Origin of the sequence: Actinoplanes ianthinogenes (assembly GCF_018324205.1) — a bacterium.
Lineage (GTDB): Bacteria > Actinomycetota > Actinomycetes > Mycobacteriales > Micromonosporaceae > Actinoplanes > Actinoplanes ianthinogenes.
The window spans coordinates 9,309,681-9,326,294 of record NZ_AP023356.1; the positions used below are offsets into that span (position 1 = coordinate 9,309,681).

Annotated in this window: 15 protein-coding genes; 8 read left to right on the forward strand and 7 right to left on the reverse strand. The window is 70.5% G+C overall.

What is annotated here, in order from left to right; all coding sequences use genetic code 11:
• Window positions 1-16: 16 nt before the first annotated feature.
• Both Aiant_RS42275 and Aiant_RS42280 read left to right on the forward strand, forming a co-directional pair.
• Window positions 17-985, forward strand: a complete 969-nt coding sequence (locus Aiant_RS42275; RefSeq protein WP_189330251.1) for a diacylglycerol/lipid kinase family protein — start codon at window positions 17-19, stop codon at window positions 983-985.
• Between the two features lie 383 nt (window positions 986-1,368).
• Entirely contained in the window at window positions 1,369-2,826 is a 1,458-nt protein-coding gene (locus Aiant_RS42280) for an endo-1,4-beta-xylanase (protein ID WP_189330252.1), read from the forward strand.
• Between the two features lie 33 nt (window positions 2,827-2,859).
• Here Aiant_RS42280 and Aiant_RS42285 read toward each other — a convergent pair whose 3' ends face one another.
• The 3 genes from Aiant_RS42285 to Aiant_RS42295 all read right to left on the reverse strand — a co-directional run bounded on the left by Aiant_RS42285 (window position 2,860) and on the right by Aiant_RS42295 (window position 7,005).
• A complete protein-coding gene (locus Aiant_RS42285) occupies window positions 2,860-4,731 on the reverse strand; it encodes a putative bifunctional diguanylate cyclase/phosphodiesterase (RefSeq protein ID WP_189330253.1) in 1,872 nt (623 codons plus the stop codon).
• 123 nt (window positions 4,732-4,854) lie between these two features.
• Window positions 4,855-5,703 (reverse strand): alpha/beta fold hydrolase, encoded by an 849-nt coding sequence (locus Aiant_RS42290; protein WP_189330254.1) that lies wholly within the window; start codon window positions 5,701-5,703, stop codon window positions 4,855-4,857.
• Window positions 5,704-5,766: 63 nt separating this feature from the next.
• Window positions 5,767-7,005, reverse strand: coding sequence for an RICIN domain-containing protein (locus tag Aiant_RS42295; RefSeq protein WP_229829989.1), 1,239 nt, complete (start codon window positions 7,003-7,005; stop codon window positions 5,767-5,769).
• Window positions 7,006-7,110: 105 nt separating this feature from the next.
• Here Aiant_RS42295 and Aiant_RS42300 point away from each other — a divergent pair, with 105 nt between their 5' ends.
• Window positions 7,111-8,220: an epoxide hydrolase family protein gene (locus Aiant_RS42300; protein ID WP_189330255.1), complete on the forward strand. Its 1,110-nt coding sequence runs from the start codon at window positions 7,111-7,113 to the stop codon at window positions 8,218-8,220.
• On the opposite strand, the gene Aiant_RS42305 is transcribed toward Aiant_RS42300, so the two are convergent.
• On the reverse strand, window positions 8,209-9,060 hold the full coding sequence (locus tag Aiant_RS42305; RefSeq protein WP_189330256.1) for an AfsR/SARP family transcriptional regulator: 852 nt from the start codon (window positions 9,058-9,060) through the stop codon (window positions 8,209-8,211). The two genes, Aiant_RS42300 and Aiant_RS42305, sit on opposite strands and share 12 nt — an antisense overlap.
• 125 nt (window positions 9,061-9,185) lie before the next feature.
• Between Aiant_RS42305 and Aiant_RS42310 the strand changes: the two genes are divergently transcribed.
• Window positions 9,186-9,674, forward strand: coding sequence for a hypothetical protein (locus tag Aiant_RS42310; RefSeq protein ID WP_189330257.1), 489 nt, complete (start codon window positions 9,186-9,188; stop codon window positions 9,672-9,674).
• A gap of 125 nt (window positions 9,675-9,799) precedes the next feature.
• Entirely contained in the window at window positions 9,800-10,306 is a 507-nt protein-coding gene (locus Aiant_RS42315; RefSeq protein ID WP_189330258.1) for a hypothetical protein, read from the forward strand.
• 11 nt (window positions 10,307-10,317) lie between these two features.
• Here the strand turns inward: Aiant_RS42315 and Aiant_RS42320 are convergent, their stop codons facing one another.
• The 3 genes from Aiant_RS42320 to Aiant_RS42330 all read right to left on the reverse strand — a co-directional run bounded on the left by Aiant_RS42320 (window position 10,318) and on the right by Aiant_RS42330 (window position 13,347).
• Entirely contained in the window at window positions 10,318-10,710 is a 393-nt protein-coding gene (locus Aiant_RS42320) for a VOC family protein (protein WP_189330259.1), read from the reverse strand.
• 19 nt (window positions 10,711-10,729) lie between these two features.
• On the reverse strand, window positions 10,730-11,935 hold the full coding sequence (locus Aiant_RS42325) for an MFS transporter (RefSeq protein WP_189330260.1): 1,206 nt from the start codon (window positions 11,933-11,935) through the stop codon (window positions 10,730-10,732).
• A 155-nt stretch (window positions 11,936-12,090) separates the two neighbouring features.
• Window positions 12,091-13,347: a chitinase gene (locus Aiant_RS42330; protein WP_189330261.1), complete on the reverse strand. Its 1,257-nt coding sequence runs from the start codon at window positions 13,345-13,347 to the stop codon at window positions 12,091-12,093.
• A gap of 150 nt (window positions 13,348-13,497) precedes the next feature.
• On the opposite strand from Aiant_RS42330, the gene Aiant_RS42335 reads away from it, so the two are divergent.
• The 3 genes from Aiant_RS42335 to Aiant_RS42345 all read left to right on the forward strand — a co-directional run bounded on the left by Aiant_RS42335 (window position 13,498) and on the right by Aiant_RS42345 (window position 16,610).
• Complete coding sequence (locus Aiant_RS42335; RefSeq protein ID WP_189330262.1) at window positions 13,498-14,703, forward strand: chitinase; 1,206 nt, start codon at window positions 13,498-13,500, stop codon at window positions 14,701-14,703.
• A gap of 148 nt (window positions 14,704-14,851) precedes the next feature.
• Window positions 14,852-15,256: a hypothetical protein gene (locus tag Aiant_RS42340; RefSeq protein ID WP_189330263.1), complete on the forward strand. Its 405-nt coding sequence runs from the start codon at window positions 14,852-14,854 to the stop codon at window positions 15,254-15,256.
• A 1-nt stretch (window position 15,257) separates the two neighbouring features.
• On the forward strand, window positions 15,258-16,610 hold the full coding sequence (locus Aiant_RS42345; protein ID WP_189330264.1) for an outer membrane protein assembly factor BamB family protein: 1,353 nt from the start codon (window positions 15,258-15,260) through the stop codon (window positions 16,608-16,610).
• The last annotated feature ends 4 nt before the right edge of the window (window positions 16,611-16,614 follow it).

Here is a 16,614-nt window from a genome sequence, read left to right on the forward strand (position 1 = left end):
GGGTAACCGGCCGGCCATGGACACAGCGCCGCGCTCAGCCGTCGTCGTCAACCCGGTCAAGGTGCCCGACCTGGGCGAACTGCGCCGGATCATCACCGAGGCCCTCGCCGCGGCCGGCTGGCCGGAGCCGATGTGGCGGGAGACCACCGTCGAGGATCCCGGCGCCGGACAGGCCGCCCGGGCGGTCCGCGACGGCGCCGAGGTCGTCTTCGTCTGCGGCGGGGACGGCACCGTGATGGCCTGCGTCTCCGCGCTGGCCGGGACGGACGTCGCGCTCGCCGTGCTGCCGGCCGGCACCGGCAACCTGCTGGCCGCCAACCTCGGTCTCGGCGGCGACCTGGCCACCGGGATCGAGGTCGCGTTGCAGGGCGGGCGGCGGCGGATCGACGTCGGCTGCGTCGGTGAGCAGAGCTTCGCGGTGATGGCCGGGATGGGCTTCGACGCGCAGATGCTGGACGCGACCAGTGAGACCGCGAAGAAGCACGTCGGCTGGCTGGCCTATGTCGCCGGCGCGGTCCGGCACCTGCGGGACCGGCCGATGCGGGTGCGGATCTCCCTGGACGGCGGGCCGGCGTTCACCCGGCGCCCGCGCACCGTGATCGTCGGCAACGTCGGCCGGCTCCAGGGCGGGATGCGGCTGCTGTCGGCCGCCGAACCCGACGACGGCCTGCTCGACGTCGCGGTGCTCAGCCCGCGCACCCTGCGCCACTGGCTCGCGCTCGCCTGGGGCGTCCTGCGCCGCCGGGAGGCTGTCGCCCGGATGGAGACCTTCACCGCCTCCACCGTGGAGATCCGCAGCAACCGGCCGCAGCCGCGCCAGCTCGACGGGGACCTGATCGAGCCGGGCGACGAGTTGCGGGTCACGGTACGCCCGCGGGCCCTGCTGCTGTGTGTGCCGCGTCCGGCGAACGACCCGGACCTGGCCCACGACGCCGGCGCGGTGTCGCGGGACGCCGACGAGATTCGCGATGTCACCCGCGCCTGACGCCATTTCGGGCACCCGATTTTCTGTTATTCGCGATCGACCCGCCGGGTCGTCGCGCTTGAAACTACCGGCTATTTTGCCGATAGTTTCGGTGGCGAGCCCTCGGGGCGTGGTGTGTCCGGTACCGGTGTCATTGGCATAGACGCAGGTCAAAGTGCAGATTGAGGTGAGACGTAGGCCACTTGTCGGGCGCTGAGAGTTCCGGAGAGTTTTCGGAACTACTTGTTTCAGTGTTGTTGCCATGCCAGCATGGCTTCTGCATTGAAGCCCATCGTTGAGAGATGGCTCTGCGCCCAACCGACCCTTTTCCACGCACGGTGGCCCCCGCTCGCCGTGCGTGCGATGCGTGGCGGCCACGTGCGGAGCCGAGAAGGGAGGCCCCCGTGGCAACCAGATCCCCCCTCCCACGCCGATCACTGCGGACTCGAGCCCTGCTGGCCGGCGCCGTCGCGGCGGTCGCCGGGTTCGGCGTGCTGATGGTGACGCCGGACGCTAGCGCCGCGACCACCCTGGGCGCGGCGGCCGCGCAGTCGGGCCGGTATTTCGGCACGGCCATCGCCGCCAGCCGGCTGAACGACGGCACCTACTCGTCGATCGCCGGCCGCGAGTTCAACATGGTCACCGCTGAGAACGAGATGAAGCCGGACGCCACCGAGCCGCAGCGGGGGCAGTTCAACTTCAGCGCCGGCGACCAGATCTACAACTGGGCGACCCAGCGCGGCATGAAGGTCCGCGGGCACACCCTGGCTTGGCACTCCCAGCAGCCGAGCTGGTGGGGCGGCCTCAGCGGCAGCAGCCTGCGGCAGGCGATGATCGACCACATCAACGGGGTGATGGCCCACTACAAGGGCAAACTCGCCGCCTGGGACGTGGTCAACGAGGCGTTCAACGAGGACGGCAGCCGCCGCAACTCCAACCTCCAGGCCACCGGCAACGACTGGATCGAGGTGGCGTTCCGCACCGCCCGCGCCGCCGACCCGTCGGTCAAGCTCTGCTACAACGACTACAACATCGAGAACTGGTCCTACGGCAAGACGCAGGGCGTCTACCGCATGATCCAGGACTTCAAGTCCCGCGGCGTGCCGATCGACTGCGTCGGCCTGCAGACCCACTTCACCGGTGGCAGCTCCCTGCCCAGCAACTTCCAGACCACCCTGTCCAGCTTCGCCGCCCTCGGTGTGGACGTGGCGCTGACCGAGGTCGACGTGACGAACGCGTCCACCTCGCAGTACTCCGGGCTGACCCAGGCCTGCCTCAACGTGCCCCGCTGCATCGGCATCACGGTCTGGGGCGTGCGGGACAGCGACTCGTGGCGCTCCAGCGAGAGCCCGCTGCTGTTCGACGGCGGCGGCAACAAGAAGGCCGCGTACACCTCGGTGCTGAACGCGCTCAACGCGGCCGGCCCCGGCCCGTCCCCGTCCTCGCCGGCCCCGAGTGACTCGTCGTCGCCGCCGCCGAACCCGGGTGGGGCGCAGCGGATCGTCGGCGCCCAGTCCGGCCGCTGCATCGACGTGCCCAACGCGTCGCAGAACAACGGCACCCGGGTACAGCTCTACGACTGCAACGGCCAGAGCAACCAGGCGTGGACGCTGACCTCCAGCAAGCAGCTGACCGTTTACGGCAGCCGGTGCCTGGACGCGGCCGGGTCGGGCAACGGCGCGGCCGTGCAGATCTACAGCTGCAACGGCCAGGCCAACCAGCAGTGGAACGTGAACAGCAACGGCACCATCACCGGGGTGCAGTCCGGACGCTGCCTCGACGTCTGGGGCACCGGCAACGGCCAGCAGGTGCAGATCTACGACTGCAACGGCCAGGCCAACCAGCGGTTCAGCCTCAGCTGACCGCCGCCCGCCGGCGCGCTCGCCGTCCCGCCGTCAGGCGAGGGCGGCGGGCGCTTCGGCCTGCCGGCTGCCGAGCCAGGTGTCGAACGCGTCCGGGTCGACCGGCCGGGAGATGTAGTAGCCCTGGAGCGCGTCACAGCCGGCCGCGTCGAGCTGCCGCCAGGTCGCGATGTCCTCGACACCCTCGGCGATCACCCGCAGGCCCAGGTTGCGGCCCAGCTCGACGGTGGAGCGGACGATGACCGCGTCACGCTCGCTGGTGGTCATGCTGCTGACGAAGGTCCGGTCGATCTTGAGCTCCTGCACCGGCAGATTCTTCAGGTACGCCATCGAGGAGTACCCGGTGCCGAAGTCGTCGATGGACAGGTGCACCCCGAGCGCGTGCAGCTGCTCGACCACCCGCAGCGCCCGCTCCGGGTCCGTCATGATCGCCGTCTCGGTGATCTCGACGGTCAGCAGCCGGGCCGGTACCCGCCAGTGGGCCAGCCGTTCGGCGATCTCGGCGGGCAGGTCGAGGTCGAGCAGCCCGTGCGCGGAGACGTTGACGGCGACGGTGAGCTCGTGCCCGGCGGTCAGCCACGCCCGGCACTGCTTGAGCGCCGAGTCGAGCACGAACCGGGTCAGCGGAGTGATCAGCCCGGTGTGCTCGGCCAGCGGGATGAAGTCGTTCGGCGGGATCAGCCCGTGCTCCGGGTGCTGCCAGCGGACCAGCGCCTCGGCCCCGAGCACCCGCCCGGTCTGCGCGTCCACCTTGGGCTGGTAGTGCAGCACCAGCTGGCCCTCGTCGATGCCCCGGCGCAGGTCGCCGGCCAGGGTCAGCTTGCGCGGGTCGGTGCTGTCCTGGCTCTGGTCGAAGACCGCGAAGCCGGTGCGCCTCGCCTTGGCCGTGTACATCGCGATGTCGGCGCGCTGGAGCAGCTCGTCGGCGGTGTCGCCGTGCTCCGGGTGCAGCGCCGCGCCGATGCTGCCGGCCACGGTCAGGCTCAGCCCGTCGAGGTCGAAGGGCGCCTGGAGGGCGTCCTGGAGCCGCGCCGCGAAGGCCGCCACGTCCGCGACGCCGGTGACGCCCGGCAGCAGGATGGCGAACTCGTCGCCGCCGAGGCGGGCCACCGTCTCGCCGTCGCGCACCGTGTCCCGCATCCGCTGAGCCGCCTGGATCAGCAGCCGGTCGCCGTAGTGGTGGCCGAGGGTGTCGTTGACCTCCTTGAACCGGTCGAGGTCGACCAGCAGCAGCGCGAGGTGGCTGCCGTCGGCGGACTCGGTGGCGATGGCCTGGGCGATGGTGTCGTGCAGCAGGACCCGGTTCGGCAGGCCGGTCAGCGCGTCGTGGGTGGCCTGGTGGGCGGCGCGCCGGAAGGCCCGGGCCCGGACCCGGTGCGACCGCGCGACCAGCCCGGCGATCATGGCGGCGGCCCCGGACAGGATCAGCACGGTGCCGAGCCGCGCCTGCCGGCCGGCCTGCTCCGCCTGCTGCTCGTACCGTTGCGCGGCGTCGGCCAGCGCCGCCCGCAGCGCCACGAAGGTGGGATCGGCCTGGTACTCGTTGACCCGCTCGGCGGCCAGCAGGTCACCCTCCTCCAACAGGTCGAACTCGTAGTCGACCGCGTCGTCGTAGGTGCGGAACGCCTCCTGCACCGCGAGCGCGTAGGGGTTGTCCGGGTCGCGCGCGGCGAAATTGACGGCGATCGTGTCGACCGCCTCGTCGATCTCCTGGCGCAGCTGCGCGATCTCCGGCGTCAGCCCCTTGGCGAGCATGGCGCGCGAGCGCAGCGCGTTCTGCTGCCAGGCCGCGTTCTCCACCTCGGCCAGCATGACCCGCAGTGTGCTGCGGTGCGCCGCGGTCTGTTGCAGGCCGGTGATGGCCACGGCGCTGCCGGCCGGCACGGCCAGGGCGCCGGCCACCATCAGCCACACCGCACCGCGCCGGAGCGGCGTGGCACGCCGGATCTGAGCCTGACGGCGAAACGGTAAGACGCGCATGCGGTGCCTGATCGGAATCGGGCCGCCGCAGTTGAGCGCCCGATCCGATTACAACCCGTCCGCTACCCGGTCCGCGATCTCCTCCGGCAGGCCCGGAGAACAAAGGACATGACCCATTTTCGGTACGACCTGAAGACGTGCCCCCGGAATCGCCGCCGCCAGCGCCTCCCCGTGCCCGAGCGGGAACATCGGATCCAGCTCGCCGTGCACCACCGTGGTCGGCGCGGTGATCGACGACAGCGACGCCAGCCGGTCCGGGGCGAACGTCCGGCCGGCCCGCTGGTGGTTCGCGGCAGCGGCCGGGTCGGCGGCACGCGACCACGCCAGCTCCAGCATCGCCCGGGCAGCGGGCTCGTCGAACGGCAGCCCCGGCCCGGTGAAGGCGCGGAACAGCGCCACGTCGCTCTCCACCCCCGGCGGCAGGCCGAGCGCGAAGTGCGCCTGGAGCGCGGCCGACGGCGGCGGCAGCGGCTCCCCGGTCCAGTCCGGGCCGTAGCCCATCGGTGAGCTGCCGATCAGGGTCAGCGACAGCACCCGGCCCGGCTCGTGCACCGCCAGCCACTGCGCGACCATGCCGCCCATCGACCCGCCGGCCAGATGCGCGGCGGCCAGGCCGTGACCGTCCAGCACGGCCAGGCAGTCGGCGCCGAAGTCGGCGATCGCATAGGGCCGCGCGTCGAAGTCGACGACGCTGGACAGCCCGGTGTCCCGATGATCGAACCGGATCACCTGTACGCCCCGGCGCACCAGCCGCTCCACCAGCGCATCCGGCCACAGAACGCCCTGCGCCGAGGCTCCCGCGATCAGCAGTACGGCGGGATCCGCCGGGTCACCGGCCCGCTCGGTCCACAACCGCACCGGCCCGGACCACACGAACCGCTCTTCCGTCTCCAGCACCGGCGCACCGTATCAATGCCGATCGAGACCGATCACTCCCTTTTTCGTGCACCGGGAGGCGGGCTACGACAGGCGGAAACTCTGGGCCGCTGTGCCGTTGCAGGTGTACTGGACGAGCTGCACGCCGTCCGCCGTGCTCGCGGCCGGCACGTCCAGGCACTTGCCGCTGTTGCGGTTGACCAGGTGGTGGTAACCGCCGGCCTCGGCGACCGGCTGCCACTGCTGGTTCGCGCCACCGCCGTACGCCCAGGTCTGGATCTTGGCGTTGTCCGCGGCCGACACGCCGGTCACGTCGAGCACCTGGGCGCTGTTGCCGCGGGTGGCGATCCGCACGTAACCGTCGCCGGCCGGGACCAGCTGGAACTGCTGCGCGGTCGAGCCGTTGCAGGCGTACTGCTGGATCACGGTGCCGTTGACGGTGCCGGCGGCCTTGGCGTCCACGCACTTGCCACTGTTCTTGGCGACGATGGGGTGCCAGGCGGCCGGGGTGCTCGTCGAGCCGCCCAGCCACAGCAGGCCCTGGATCAGCCACTGGTTCTGCTGCGCGCTCGCGAAGGTCGACGACGTCCGCGTGTTGGTGTCGTAGTTCATGCCGTTGTGACCGAAGTTGGCGTACAGCATCTTGTAGTTCTTGTTGGTCCACATCAGCGGGTAGAAGCCGCTGCGCCACTGCTGGTTGGGGTCGCTGCCGACCGGGAAGCTGGACTGGTCGATCGAGGCGAGGATGTCGATGTCCGGGTTCTGCCGCAGGTCGTTGCTCCACGAGTACCACTCGCTGACCGACGACGCGATGGTCGCGGGCAGCCCGGCCGTGGACGGGTGGTTACGGTCCTCGATCTTCAGGGTCTCGGCGGTCGGTCCCCAGGTGTTGGAAGCGAAGTTCCCGGAGCCGAGGAACGTGTTGTAGTACCAGCTCCACGAGCCGGCGTCGGTGGTGAACGCGCTGACGTGGAAGCCCAGGAACCCGCCGCCGTTCTGCACGTACTGCTGGAATGCGGCCCGGCGCTCGGCTGGCGGCCCGTCGTCCAGGAACACGATCACCTGGTATCCGGCCAGGCCGGTGGCGCTCAGCCGGCTCCAGTCGGTGGTGGCCTCCCAGCTGAAGCCGTACTGAGCGCCGGCCTGCGGGAACCACTCCCGGGCCTCCTTGTCGAAGTCGATGTGCGCCGCGTCCCAGGTGCCGTTGTAGAAGGCCAGCACCTTGAAGGCGGGGGCGGCCTGCGCCTCGGCGGGGTGCACGGCGAAGCCGGTGACGACCGTCAGGAGTAGGACGAGGGCGCGTTTGAGCAGCGTGTGGGCCACGGTGATACCTCCGGGAGACCTTGGGGTACATCTTTAGGTATCGATGGCTGCGGCCACAAGGTTAAGAGCCCTAATAGTTAAAGTGGTTGCCGGAAGGGGAGCGGGGTGCGCGTTACCGAAGTCCGGCCCTACCGGGTCGCGGTGCCCGAGCCGGAGCTGGACGAGCTGCGGGACCGGCTGCGGCGGACACGCTGGCCGGAGCCGGAGACCGGTGCCGGGTGGGCGCAGGGGATTCCGCTGTCGGTGGTGCGGGAGCTGTGCGAGCACTGGGCGGGGGAGTACGACTGGCGGGCGGCCGAGGCGCGGCTCAATGCGTACCGTCAATTCTTGATCTTTGTTGATGATCTTCCGATTCATGTGGTGCACGCGCGGTCGGGGCGGCCCGGCGCGCTGCCGCTGATCCTCACGCACGGGTGGCCGGGGTCGGTGCTGGAGCTGATCGGGCTGGTCGAGCCGCTCACCGAGCGTGGGTTCGACGTGGTGATCCCGTCGCTCCCCGGATATGGCTTCAGCGGCAAACCCGCAGGCCCGGGGTGGGGGATCGAGGCGATTGCGGCCGCTTGGGCACAGATCATGGGCACGCTCGGCTATGTACGGTACGGCGCGGCGGGCAGTGACTGGGGGACCAGTGTGTCGAGCCTGCTCGCGACGGCCGACAGCGAGCACGTGTGCGGGATCCATCTGGTCCCGCCGCTGGCCGGGCCGGCTCCGGGGGAGGAGCTCACCGCGGCGGAGCGGGACGCGGTGGCGCAACTGAGGCAGCGTGCGCGGGACAACTCGGCGTACTCCGAGGTGCACCGGACCGTTCCGCAGACGGTGGGCTACGGGTTGACGGATTCGCCGGCCGGATTGTGCGCGTGGATGGCGGAGAAACTGTTGACGTGGGGTGAGCTGACCCGGGATCAGGTGCTCGATCAGGTGACGCTGTATTGGCTGACCGGGACGGGGGCATCGTCGGCGCGGCTGTATGCGGAGAGCATTGATCAGGTATCCGGATGGATCACCGGCGCGGATGCCCGGCAGGTATCGGTGCCGGTCGGGGCGTCGATCTTTCCGGCGGAGGTGCCGCGGCCGTCGCGGCGGTGGGCGCGGCGGCGGTATCCGGACATCCGGTATTGGAAGGAGCATGATCGGGGCGGGCATTTTCCGGCCCTGGAGGTGCCGGAGCTGCTGGTCGAGGACCTGGTGGCGTTCTTCCGGCCGCTAGAGGATTGACATCGGGTCGGGCGGGAAGAGGTCGTGACCGTCCCACGGGTCGATCGCCTCGGGGTATTCGGGGGTCGCGATTTTCTCGGTCCGGGCGGGGTCGAGCCGGGTCGGATCGGTGGGCGCCGGCTCGGGCCGGACAGGTTCGGCACGCGCCGGCGCGGCGGCACGGGTCGGCTCTTGCGCCGGGGCGGTGCGGGTTGGCTCCTGCGGTGGGGCGACCCAGGTCGGCTCTTGCGGTGGAGCGGTGCGGGTCGGCTCTTGGCGCGGTGCGATGCGGGTTGGCTCTTGCGGCGGCGTGACGTGCGTCGGCCGGGTGGCGGACTGGGCGGTCAGTAGCGTCGCGGCCTCGGCCCGCTCGCGGTGGAGCCGGGCGCGGGCCGCCTCGAAGATCGCCCCGGTCATCCCGGTCAGCGGTTCCTGCTGCCAGAGGCTGAGCGCGCGGTGCACCACCACCGTGGCGGTGTCGAGGTTGCCGGTGCGGTGCTCGCTGCGCGCCTGAGCCAGGCTCGCGCGGAACTGCCCGGCGTCGACCGCGCCGGCGCCGACCCGCAGCACATATCCCCCATCGGTGAGCGCCAGCAGCGAGGTCCGCTCCGGGTCCAGGCTCCGGCGCAGCGCCCCGATGCAGCGCAGCACGACGTCGGCGCCGTTGTCCGGCGGGTCACCGTCCCAGAGCGCGGCGACGATGCGCTCCAGCGGCACCGGCTCGCCCGGGCTCAGCAGCAGGGCGGCCAGGACCGCACGCTGCGAGGGCGGGCCCAGATCGATCGGCTCCTCGCCCCGGAAGGCCCGGATCGGGCCGAGAACCTCGAACCGCAGTGGGCCGGCGGACGAGCCGTCGGACATGGTCAGATCCCATCACACGGTTCGGTGGTCACGGAGCAGCATAACGGGCGTGTTAGCTTTTACACGCATGTAGATGTTTGGGTTGCGGGAGGCGGCGCAGCGCCATGACGGCAACGCTCGGGGACATGCTGCTCGTCTTTCTGGCCGACCGGCCCGCGACGCCGCACGAGCTGCAACAACGACATGCCGGCACGTTCGGCCCGCAGCGGGCCGTCGGGATCAACCGGGTCGTGGCGGCACTCAGCCGCCAGGAGAAGCTCGGCCACGTCCGCTTGCTGAACGGCGCCACCCGCCGCGCCCCACGGGTCTGCACCCTGACCGATTCCGGCCGCGAGCGGCAGCACGCCTGGATCCTCGACGTGCCGGGCCGGCTGACCCCGGCCGAGGTCCTCGACCGCGTCCTGTTGACCATGGCGGCGACCGACCGGGCGACCTTCGAGGAGGTCATCGCCCGGTGCCTGGCCGTGCTGGAGCCGCAACGACGCCGCCGCACCACCCGGGCGATGGTGTCGGCCCCGCACGCCCTGGCGGAGTACGAGGACGCCGTCACCAGCACCCTCTGCACCTGGCTGCGCGACCTGTCCGGCCGCACCCGCGACCGCGACGCCGCCTGACCATCGACCTCGCGGTGCGGCGAAAAGGCCATTCGGCCGAGTGATCTGACCGCCTCCATGAACCCGTCCGAGAACGGGGCGGGTGATGCTCGGCCGGGTGATTGTCGAAATGGTCCGGTGAATGTTTGCTGGCGTACAGAAACATTTCGCGCTCACCGGGAGAAACAATGATCACAAAGCGCAGGCTTGCCCTGTCCGCCGCCGCCGCGATGCTTGCCGTTCCGGCCGTGTCGGTGATCGGGGCGCAGCCCGCCGCGGCAGCGTGCAACTTCATTTCGGATCCGCTGCAACACAGCTCGGTCACCGACGTGTCGAGGTCCGGGGGAACGGTGTCGGGCAGCGGCACGATCCGGGTCTGGGCCAGAATGAACTGCGGGGCGACGGTGCAATTCAAACTGCAACGGAAAGTGTGCGGATTCTGGGGTTGTAATTGGCAGAACGTGCGCAGCACGGGAGCGAAAGCCATCCCGGACACGCGTGGCGATCACACCTATCCGCTGAGCGGAGCCTGCCACTCCGGCACCCATTCCTACCGGATGAACTACCGGGTGGTGTGGGCGAAATTCGTCGGTGACGCGATCGAGTCGTCGGTCGACGAGGGAAGCAGCCGGACGGTCAAGTTCAGCTGCTGAGGTGGCGCCGCTCAGTCGAGGCAGAACTCGTTGCCCTCGACGTCCTGCATGGTGATGCAGGATTCGTCCTCGTCGTTGGCGTACTGCGTGTACAGGTGCACCGCGCCGAGCGCGACCAGCCGGTCGCGCTCGGCCTCCAGCACGGCGAGCCGCTCGGCGCCGACGAGTCCGGTGCCGGCCCGCACGTCGAGGTGCACCCGGTTCTTGACGACCTTGCCCTCCGGGACGCGCTGGAAGAACAGCCGGGGGCCCTCGCCGGTGGGGTCGGTGGCGCTGAACCAGGCGGGGGACTCGGTGCCGTCGGAGTCGGGTGCGACATATCCGAGCACCTCGCACCAGAACCGGGCGACCCGCTCCGGCTCCGCGCAGTCGAAGGTCACCTGAAACTTCTTGATCGACGCCATGCCCCCACCCTAAATCGTGTCAATCCGTTGAGCTCGCCCGGCGTACGGTCGGGCTCAGCGTCGCCGCCAGCGCGAGGATCGTGAGCCATCCGGCCAGCGCGTAGGTAAGCGCCGGCGCCCCGATCAACGCGATGAGGGCACCACTGGCCAGGGTTCCGACCGCGGCCGCCCCGGTGGTGAGGGTGTCGATCGCGCCGGTGACCCGGCCGCGCAGCGCGTCCGGCGTGACGCTGATCCGGTAGGAGTCCAGGGCGACCGTGTAGATCGGCGTGACCACCGACTCGGCGAACGCCACGACCAGGAGTAGCCACCAGGCCGGCGCCACCGCGTAGAACGGGAACGCCAGAGCCTCGGCCCACAGCATGGCGATCGAGAGCCGGCCGAGCGGGAACCGGCGGGCCAGCTTCGGGGCCAGCAGGCTGCCGAGCAGGGCGCCGGCCGCCGCGCCGGTGAAGACCAGCCCGACCTGGCCGGCGTTCGCGTGCAGGTGCTGGGCCAACATGATGATCAGCAGGTAGCCGGCGCCGTACCGGAAACTGTCGCCCGCATCGAGCAGGGCCAGGGTCCGGATCACCGGCCGATGCCACAGCCAGGACAGGCCCTGGCCGATGTCGGCCAGCAGCGTGCGCGGCGAAGCCGCGGACCGTTCCTGGTGGAAGTCCGCACGGATGGCCCGCAGGGCTGCCGCCGAGGCGAGAAACGAGACCGCGTTGACGGCGAACGGGATCGTCCGGCCCAGGGCGTAGACGATGCCGGCCACCGAGGCGCCGATGACCCGCAGCGTGGTGGACATGGCCCCGAGCGCGCCGAGCGCACCCGGCAACTCGTCGCTGGTGACCAGGTTCGGCAGGGCTGAGCTGTTCGCCGCGCCGAACAGGGTGCTGAGCACGCCGGTGGCGATCGCGACGACGAACAGTTGCGGCATGCCGAGCAGGCCGGCCCAGGCGGCGATCGGGATCGACGCGGTCAGCAGCCCGCGGCCGATCTCGCACCAGATCATCGTGGTCTTGCGGTCCCAGCGGTCGGCGAGCGCGCCGGCCACCAGCCCGAACAGCAGGTAGACGATGGTCTGCACGCCGAGCACGAGGCCGGTCTGCGTCGACGACCCGGTCAGGGCGACGACGAGCAGGGGGAGGGCGAGGAACTGGAGGTGGTCGCCGAGCTGGGAGATCAGCCGGCCGCCGAGGAGCAGACGGAAATCGGGGGAGGTCTGGAGAAGTGCCACGGAGAAGTCCTGTCACACGTGTCGACACGGTCCGAGAGACGCTGGGCAGACTCCACCCGCGCGTCCAGGTGTGACAGTCAGGACTTGCACGGTGACATGGCAGGAATCTAGCAGCGGACCGGCCCGGACGCAGCCCCGGACCGGTCCGCTTTCGATCAGCAGGCGCCCTTGTCGGCCCAGACGTCCCACTGTCCGCTGTGCGTGGCCGGGGACTCGCCCTGGGTCCACCACTTGGCGCGGTAGAGGTGCCCGGCGTACGAGACGGTGGATCCGCCGGTGTAGACGCTCGTGGCGTTCCAGGCGGGTGCGGTGCACGGGGGGATGGTGTTGGACGGCGAGGTGCTGGGGCTGCCGCTCGGGCTGGTGCTCGGGCTGCCGCTCGGGGCTCCGCCGGACGTGAACGAGGCGAACGCCTTGCTGAACTGCCAGGTCGACTGGCTGACGCCGGAGCAGCTGTCGCTGCCGCCCACACCCGGGCAGCCGCCGTTGTCGCGCTGCAACGCCCAGAACGACAGCAGGCCCAGGCCCTTCTCCGTGGCCCACTGCGCCACCACCGGCGCGTCGGCCGTCGTGAACGTCTCGGCCGCGCCGTAGTCGTCGATGCCGATCATCTCGGTCACCCCGACCATGTTCCACAGCTGCGCGTCGGTCTTGCCCGGGTACAGCCGGCCGAGCTGGTCGTGCAGCCCGGTCGCGGCGGTCTTGGTGTCCGCCGCCATCTGGTGGGTCGCGCCGTCGTAGTAGTCGAAGGTCATGATGTTGACCAGGTCGACGCGGGCGTTGTTGCTGACCGCGTTGCGCAGCACGGCGAGCCCGGAGTCGGCCAGCCCACCGGTCGTGGTCGGCAGCGTGTAGCTGAACTGCACGGTGCGCCCCTGCGTGGCGGCCCAGTCCTCCACCTGCTTGATCGCCTTGTTGCGCCGGTCGATGCCCGCGCTGTTGGTCAGCGAGTTGTCCTCGATGTCCAGGTCGATGCGGGTCACGTCGTACGTGGTGATCACGTTCTGGAACACCGCGGCGATCGAGCTCACGCTGGTGCAGCTGTCCGCGATCTCGGTCCCGGTGTTGTCGGCCGTGTAGCCGCCGAACGACGGGATCACGTCCCCGCCGCCGGCCCGGATCGCGGCGATCTCGGTGCCGAAGACCGAGGTGGACACCGGGCTGCCGCTGTCCCCGTTCCAGTACGCGGTGCACGAGCCTTTCGTGGCGGCCTGGAGGAACGCCATGGTCAGGTGCTTGGCCCCGGACTGTTGCGCCAGGGTGGCCGGGTTGTCACCGGTCCACGCCTCGAAATAGGGCGCGAAGACGTGCGCCGGCAGCGGCGTGGCGGCGTCGGCCGGGTGCACCATCGCCACCGTCACAGCGGCGACGGTGCACCCGAGCACCGCGGCGGCCAGGCGTTTTCGCATCATCGGATCTGCCTCCGAACTCTTAGAAAGGTTTCCTAACAGTCGGACGGTAGGGGTAAAAATTCGAATGTGTCAATGCATGACATCCGTCATGGGTGTGAACGAGCTGAATCAATTAGGAAACTTTGTTAAAGATTCAGACCGGGAGATGTCATGAAGAGACTGCTCGTCGCCGCCGCCGGCGCGATGGCCCTGGCCGGAGCCGGGATCGCCGTGGCCGGCCAGGCCGACGCCGCCACCCTGTCCAGCAACTGGTACGCCTCCGCGCCGTACCTGATGCCGTTCGACAACAGCCCACCCGACCCGATCGAGGTCATGAACGCCACCGGGCAGAAGGCCTTCCAGCTCGCCTTCATCCTGGCCCCCAACGGCGGCGGCTGCACCCCGACCTGGGACGGCACCCGCCCGGTCGCCGACGACACCGCGGCCACCGCCCTGATCACCAGGATCCGCGACAACGGCGGTGACGTCAGCGTCTCGATCGGCGGCTACGGCGGCACCAAGCTCGGGCAGACCTGCGGCACCCCGGAGGCGACCGCCGCCGCGTACCAGCAGGTCGTCACGAAGTACGGGCTCAAGGCGATGGACTTCGACCTGGAGGAGCCCGAGTACGAGAACACCGCGGCCGTGCACAACGAGATCGGCGCCGCGAAGATCCTCCAGAAGAACAACCCCGGCCTGTACATCTCGATCACCACGGCGGGCACCGCGGCCGGCACCGGCTGGTTCGGCACCCAGATGCTCAACGAGGCCAAGGGACAGGGCTTCACCCCGGCCAACTACTCGATCATGCCGTTCGACGGCGGGTTCAGCGGTGGCAGCGCCCAGGTGTCGGCGCTGGAGGCGTTCCACACCATCCTGATGAACACGTTCGGGTGGGACAGCGCCACCGCGTACGCGCACGAGGGCATCTCGCAGATGAACGGGCGCAGCGACGCCGGCGAGTACTTCCGGCAGGCCGACTTCCAGACCACCCTGGACTACGCGCTCAGCCACAAGCTGGCGCGATACACCAACTGGTCGGTCAACCGGGACCGCCAGTGCGCCGACCCCAACCAGAGCACCACCTCCGGCACGTGCAGCAGCGTCCCGCAGACGCCGTGGGAGTTCACCAAGTACTCGGCCCGGTTCGCCGGCGCCACCCCGCCCACCACGCCGCCCTCGTCGTCGCCGACCACCAGCACCCCGCCGACCGGAACCTGCGCGGTGACGGCGTGGAGCGCCACGGCGGTATACACGCAGGGCAACCAGGTGAGCCAGAACGGGCACAAGTACACCGCGAAGTGGTGGACGCAGGGCGAGTCGCCGGCCACCCACAGCGGACAGTGGGACGTCTGGGCCGACAACGGGAGCTGCTGACCGTACCGAAAACCGGGGTGAAAAATCGTCGAGGCGGCGCTGGTGGTTTCAGCGCCGCCTCAGTTCCGTTTCAGCCGCCGCTGCCAGCGTCGGGGTGACAGGCGACGGCCGGGGCCGCACCCGGCCGCCTCGAAACGGAAGGATGATCATGTACCGCATTCTCGGCAGTGCGGCCGCGGGGGCGTTCGCGCTGGCACTGGCCGCACCGGCCGCCGCCGCGGTCGCGGACCCGCAGACCGCCTACACCATGCACCTGAGCAAGAGCGCGGTGACGATCCAGGCCGGCGGCCGGGCCTCGAACTTCGTCACGTTCACCGTGATCCCCAAGCTGGAGGACACCCGGGTCAACCTGACCGCCACCGGCCTGCCGGACGGGGTCACGGCGCGGTTCTTCCCGGCCAAGCCGTTCCTCGCGGCCACCTCGATCCTCTCGCTGAACTCCACCTCGTCGGCGCTGGCCGGGACCTTCACGGTCACCGTCTCGGCGATCACGATCAGCAGCGACCCGATCGGCGACACGGAAACCTTCTCGCTGACCGTCACCGGCGGCTGAGATGCGGATCCGGCTTCTCCTCACCGCGGTCCTCGCCCTGGTCCTGGCGTCCCTCGCGGCGCCCGGACCGGCGTCGGCCGCCTCGGTGACCTGGCCACAGTTCGGTCATGACGCCCGGCTCTCCGGCGCCAACCCGGACGAGAAGACCATCACCCGCGACACGGTCCGCAACCTCACCCTGGAGTACGTCGCGGCCGGCCCGGCCGACGCGACCTTCGGCGGCGTCTCGCGCTCGTCCCCGGCGGTCGTGGGCGACGTCGCCTACCTCGGCACCGACCAGGGCCTGCTGCTCGCCCTGCCGGCCACCGGCTGCGGCGCCGACCAGTGCGACCCGCTGTGGACCGCGCGGCTCAGCAACGGGGCGTTCACCACCCCGGCGGTCGCCGGCGGCCTGGTCTTCGTCTCCTCGGCCGGCAACACCGACAACAACCTCGGCACGCTGTACGCGTTCCGGGCCGCCGGCTGCGGGCAGAAGTCCTGCAAGCCGGTCTGGACGGCTGCGGTGCCCAACACCGACTCGTCACCCACCGTATCCGGCGGCACCCTCTACATCGTCGCCGGTGACGGCCGGTTGCTGGCCTTCACCGCCTCCGGCTGCGGCCGGGCCACCTGCAAACCGCTGTGGACCGGTGCCCTGAAGACCTCCGGCAACGCCGCCCCGGCGGTGGCCAACGGCCTGGTCTACGCGACCTCGTCGGACCGTCTGGTGGCGTTCGCCGCCGGCGGCTGCGGCAAGCCGGCCTGCCCGCCGGTCTGGGCCAGCCGGCCGGTCGCCGGCTCGGACACCGGTTCCGGCCTCATCCAGGACGTCGGACCCACGGTCGACGGCGACACGGTGTACTTCGCCAGCGTCGACTTCCAGAGCCCCGGCGGGGTGACCAGCACCGTCTACGCCATGTCGTCGACCGGCTGCTCCTCAACCCGGAACCTCGACTGCCCGCCGCTCTGGATCGCCCACCCGGCGGACTTCGACTCGATCCAGGCCAACCTGACCGTCGCCGACGGCGTGCTCTACGGCAGCGCGGTCGGCCTGCTGTACGCCTTCGACGCCAACGGCTGCGGCAAGCCGGTCTGCGACTTCCTGTGGATCGGCAACCTCGGCCCGGAGTCCGGCACCAGCGCCTCCCCGTCCACCGCGGGCGGCGTCACCTACTACACCCAGAACGTCGGCCAGATCGGCGGCTTCGACGCCCGCGGCTGCGGCGAGCGCGTCTGCGGCCCGCTGTTCGCCGCCACCACCCAGCCCACCGACGCCTTCATGACCACCCCGGTCATCGTCAACGGCCGCCTGTACGTAGCCGGCCCGGCGGTGGGCAACCGCCCCACGATGTGGGTCTACCACCTCGCCAGGTGAAACC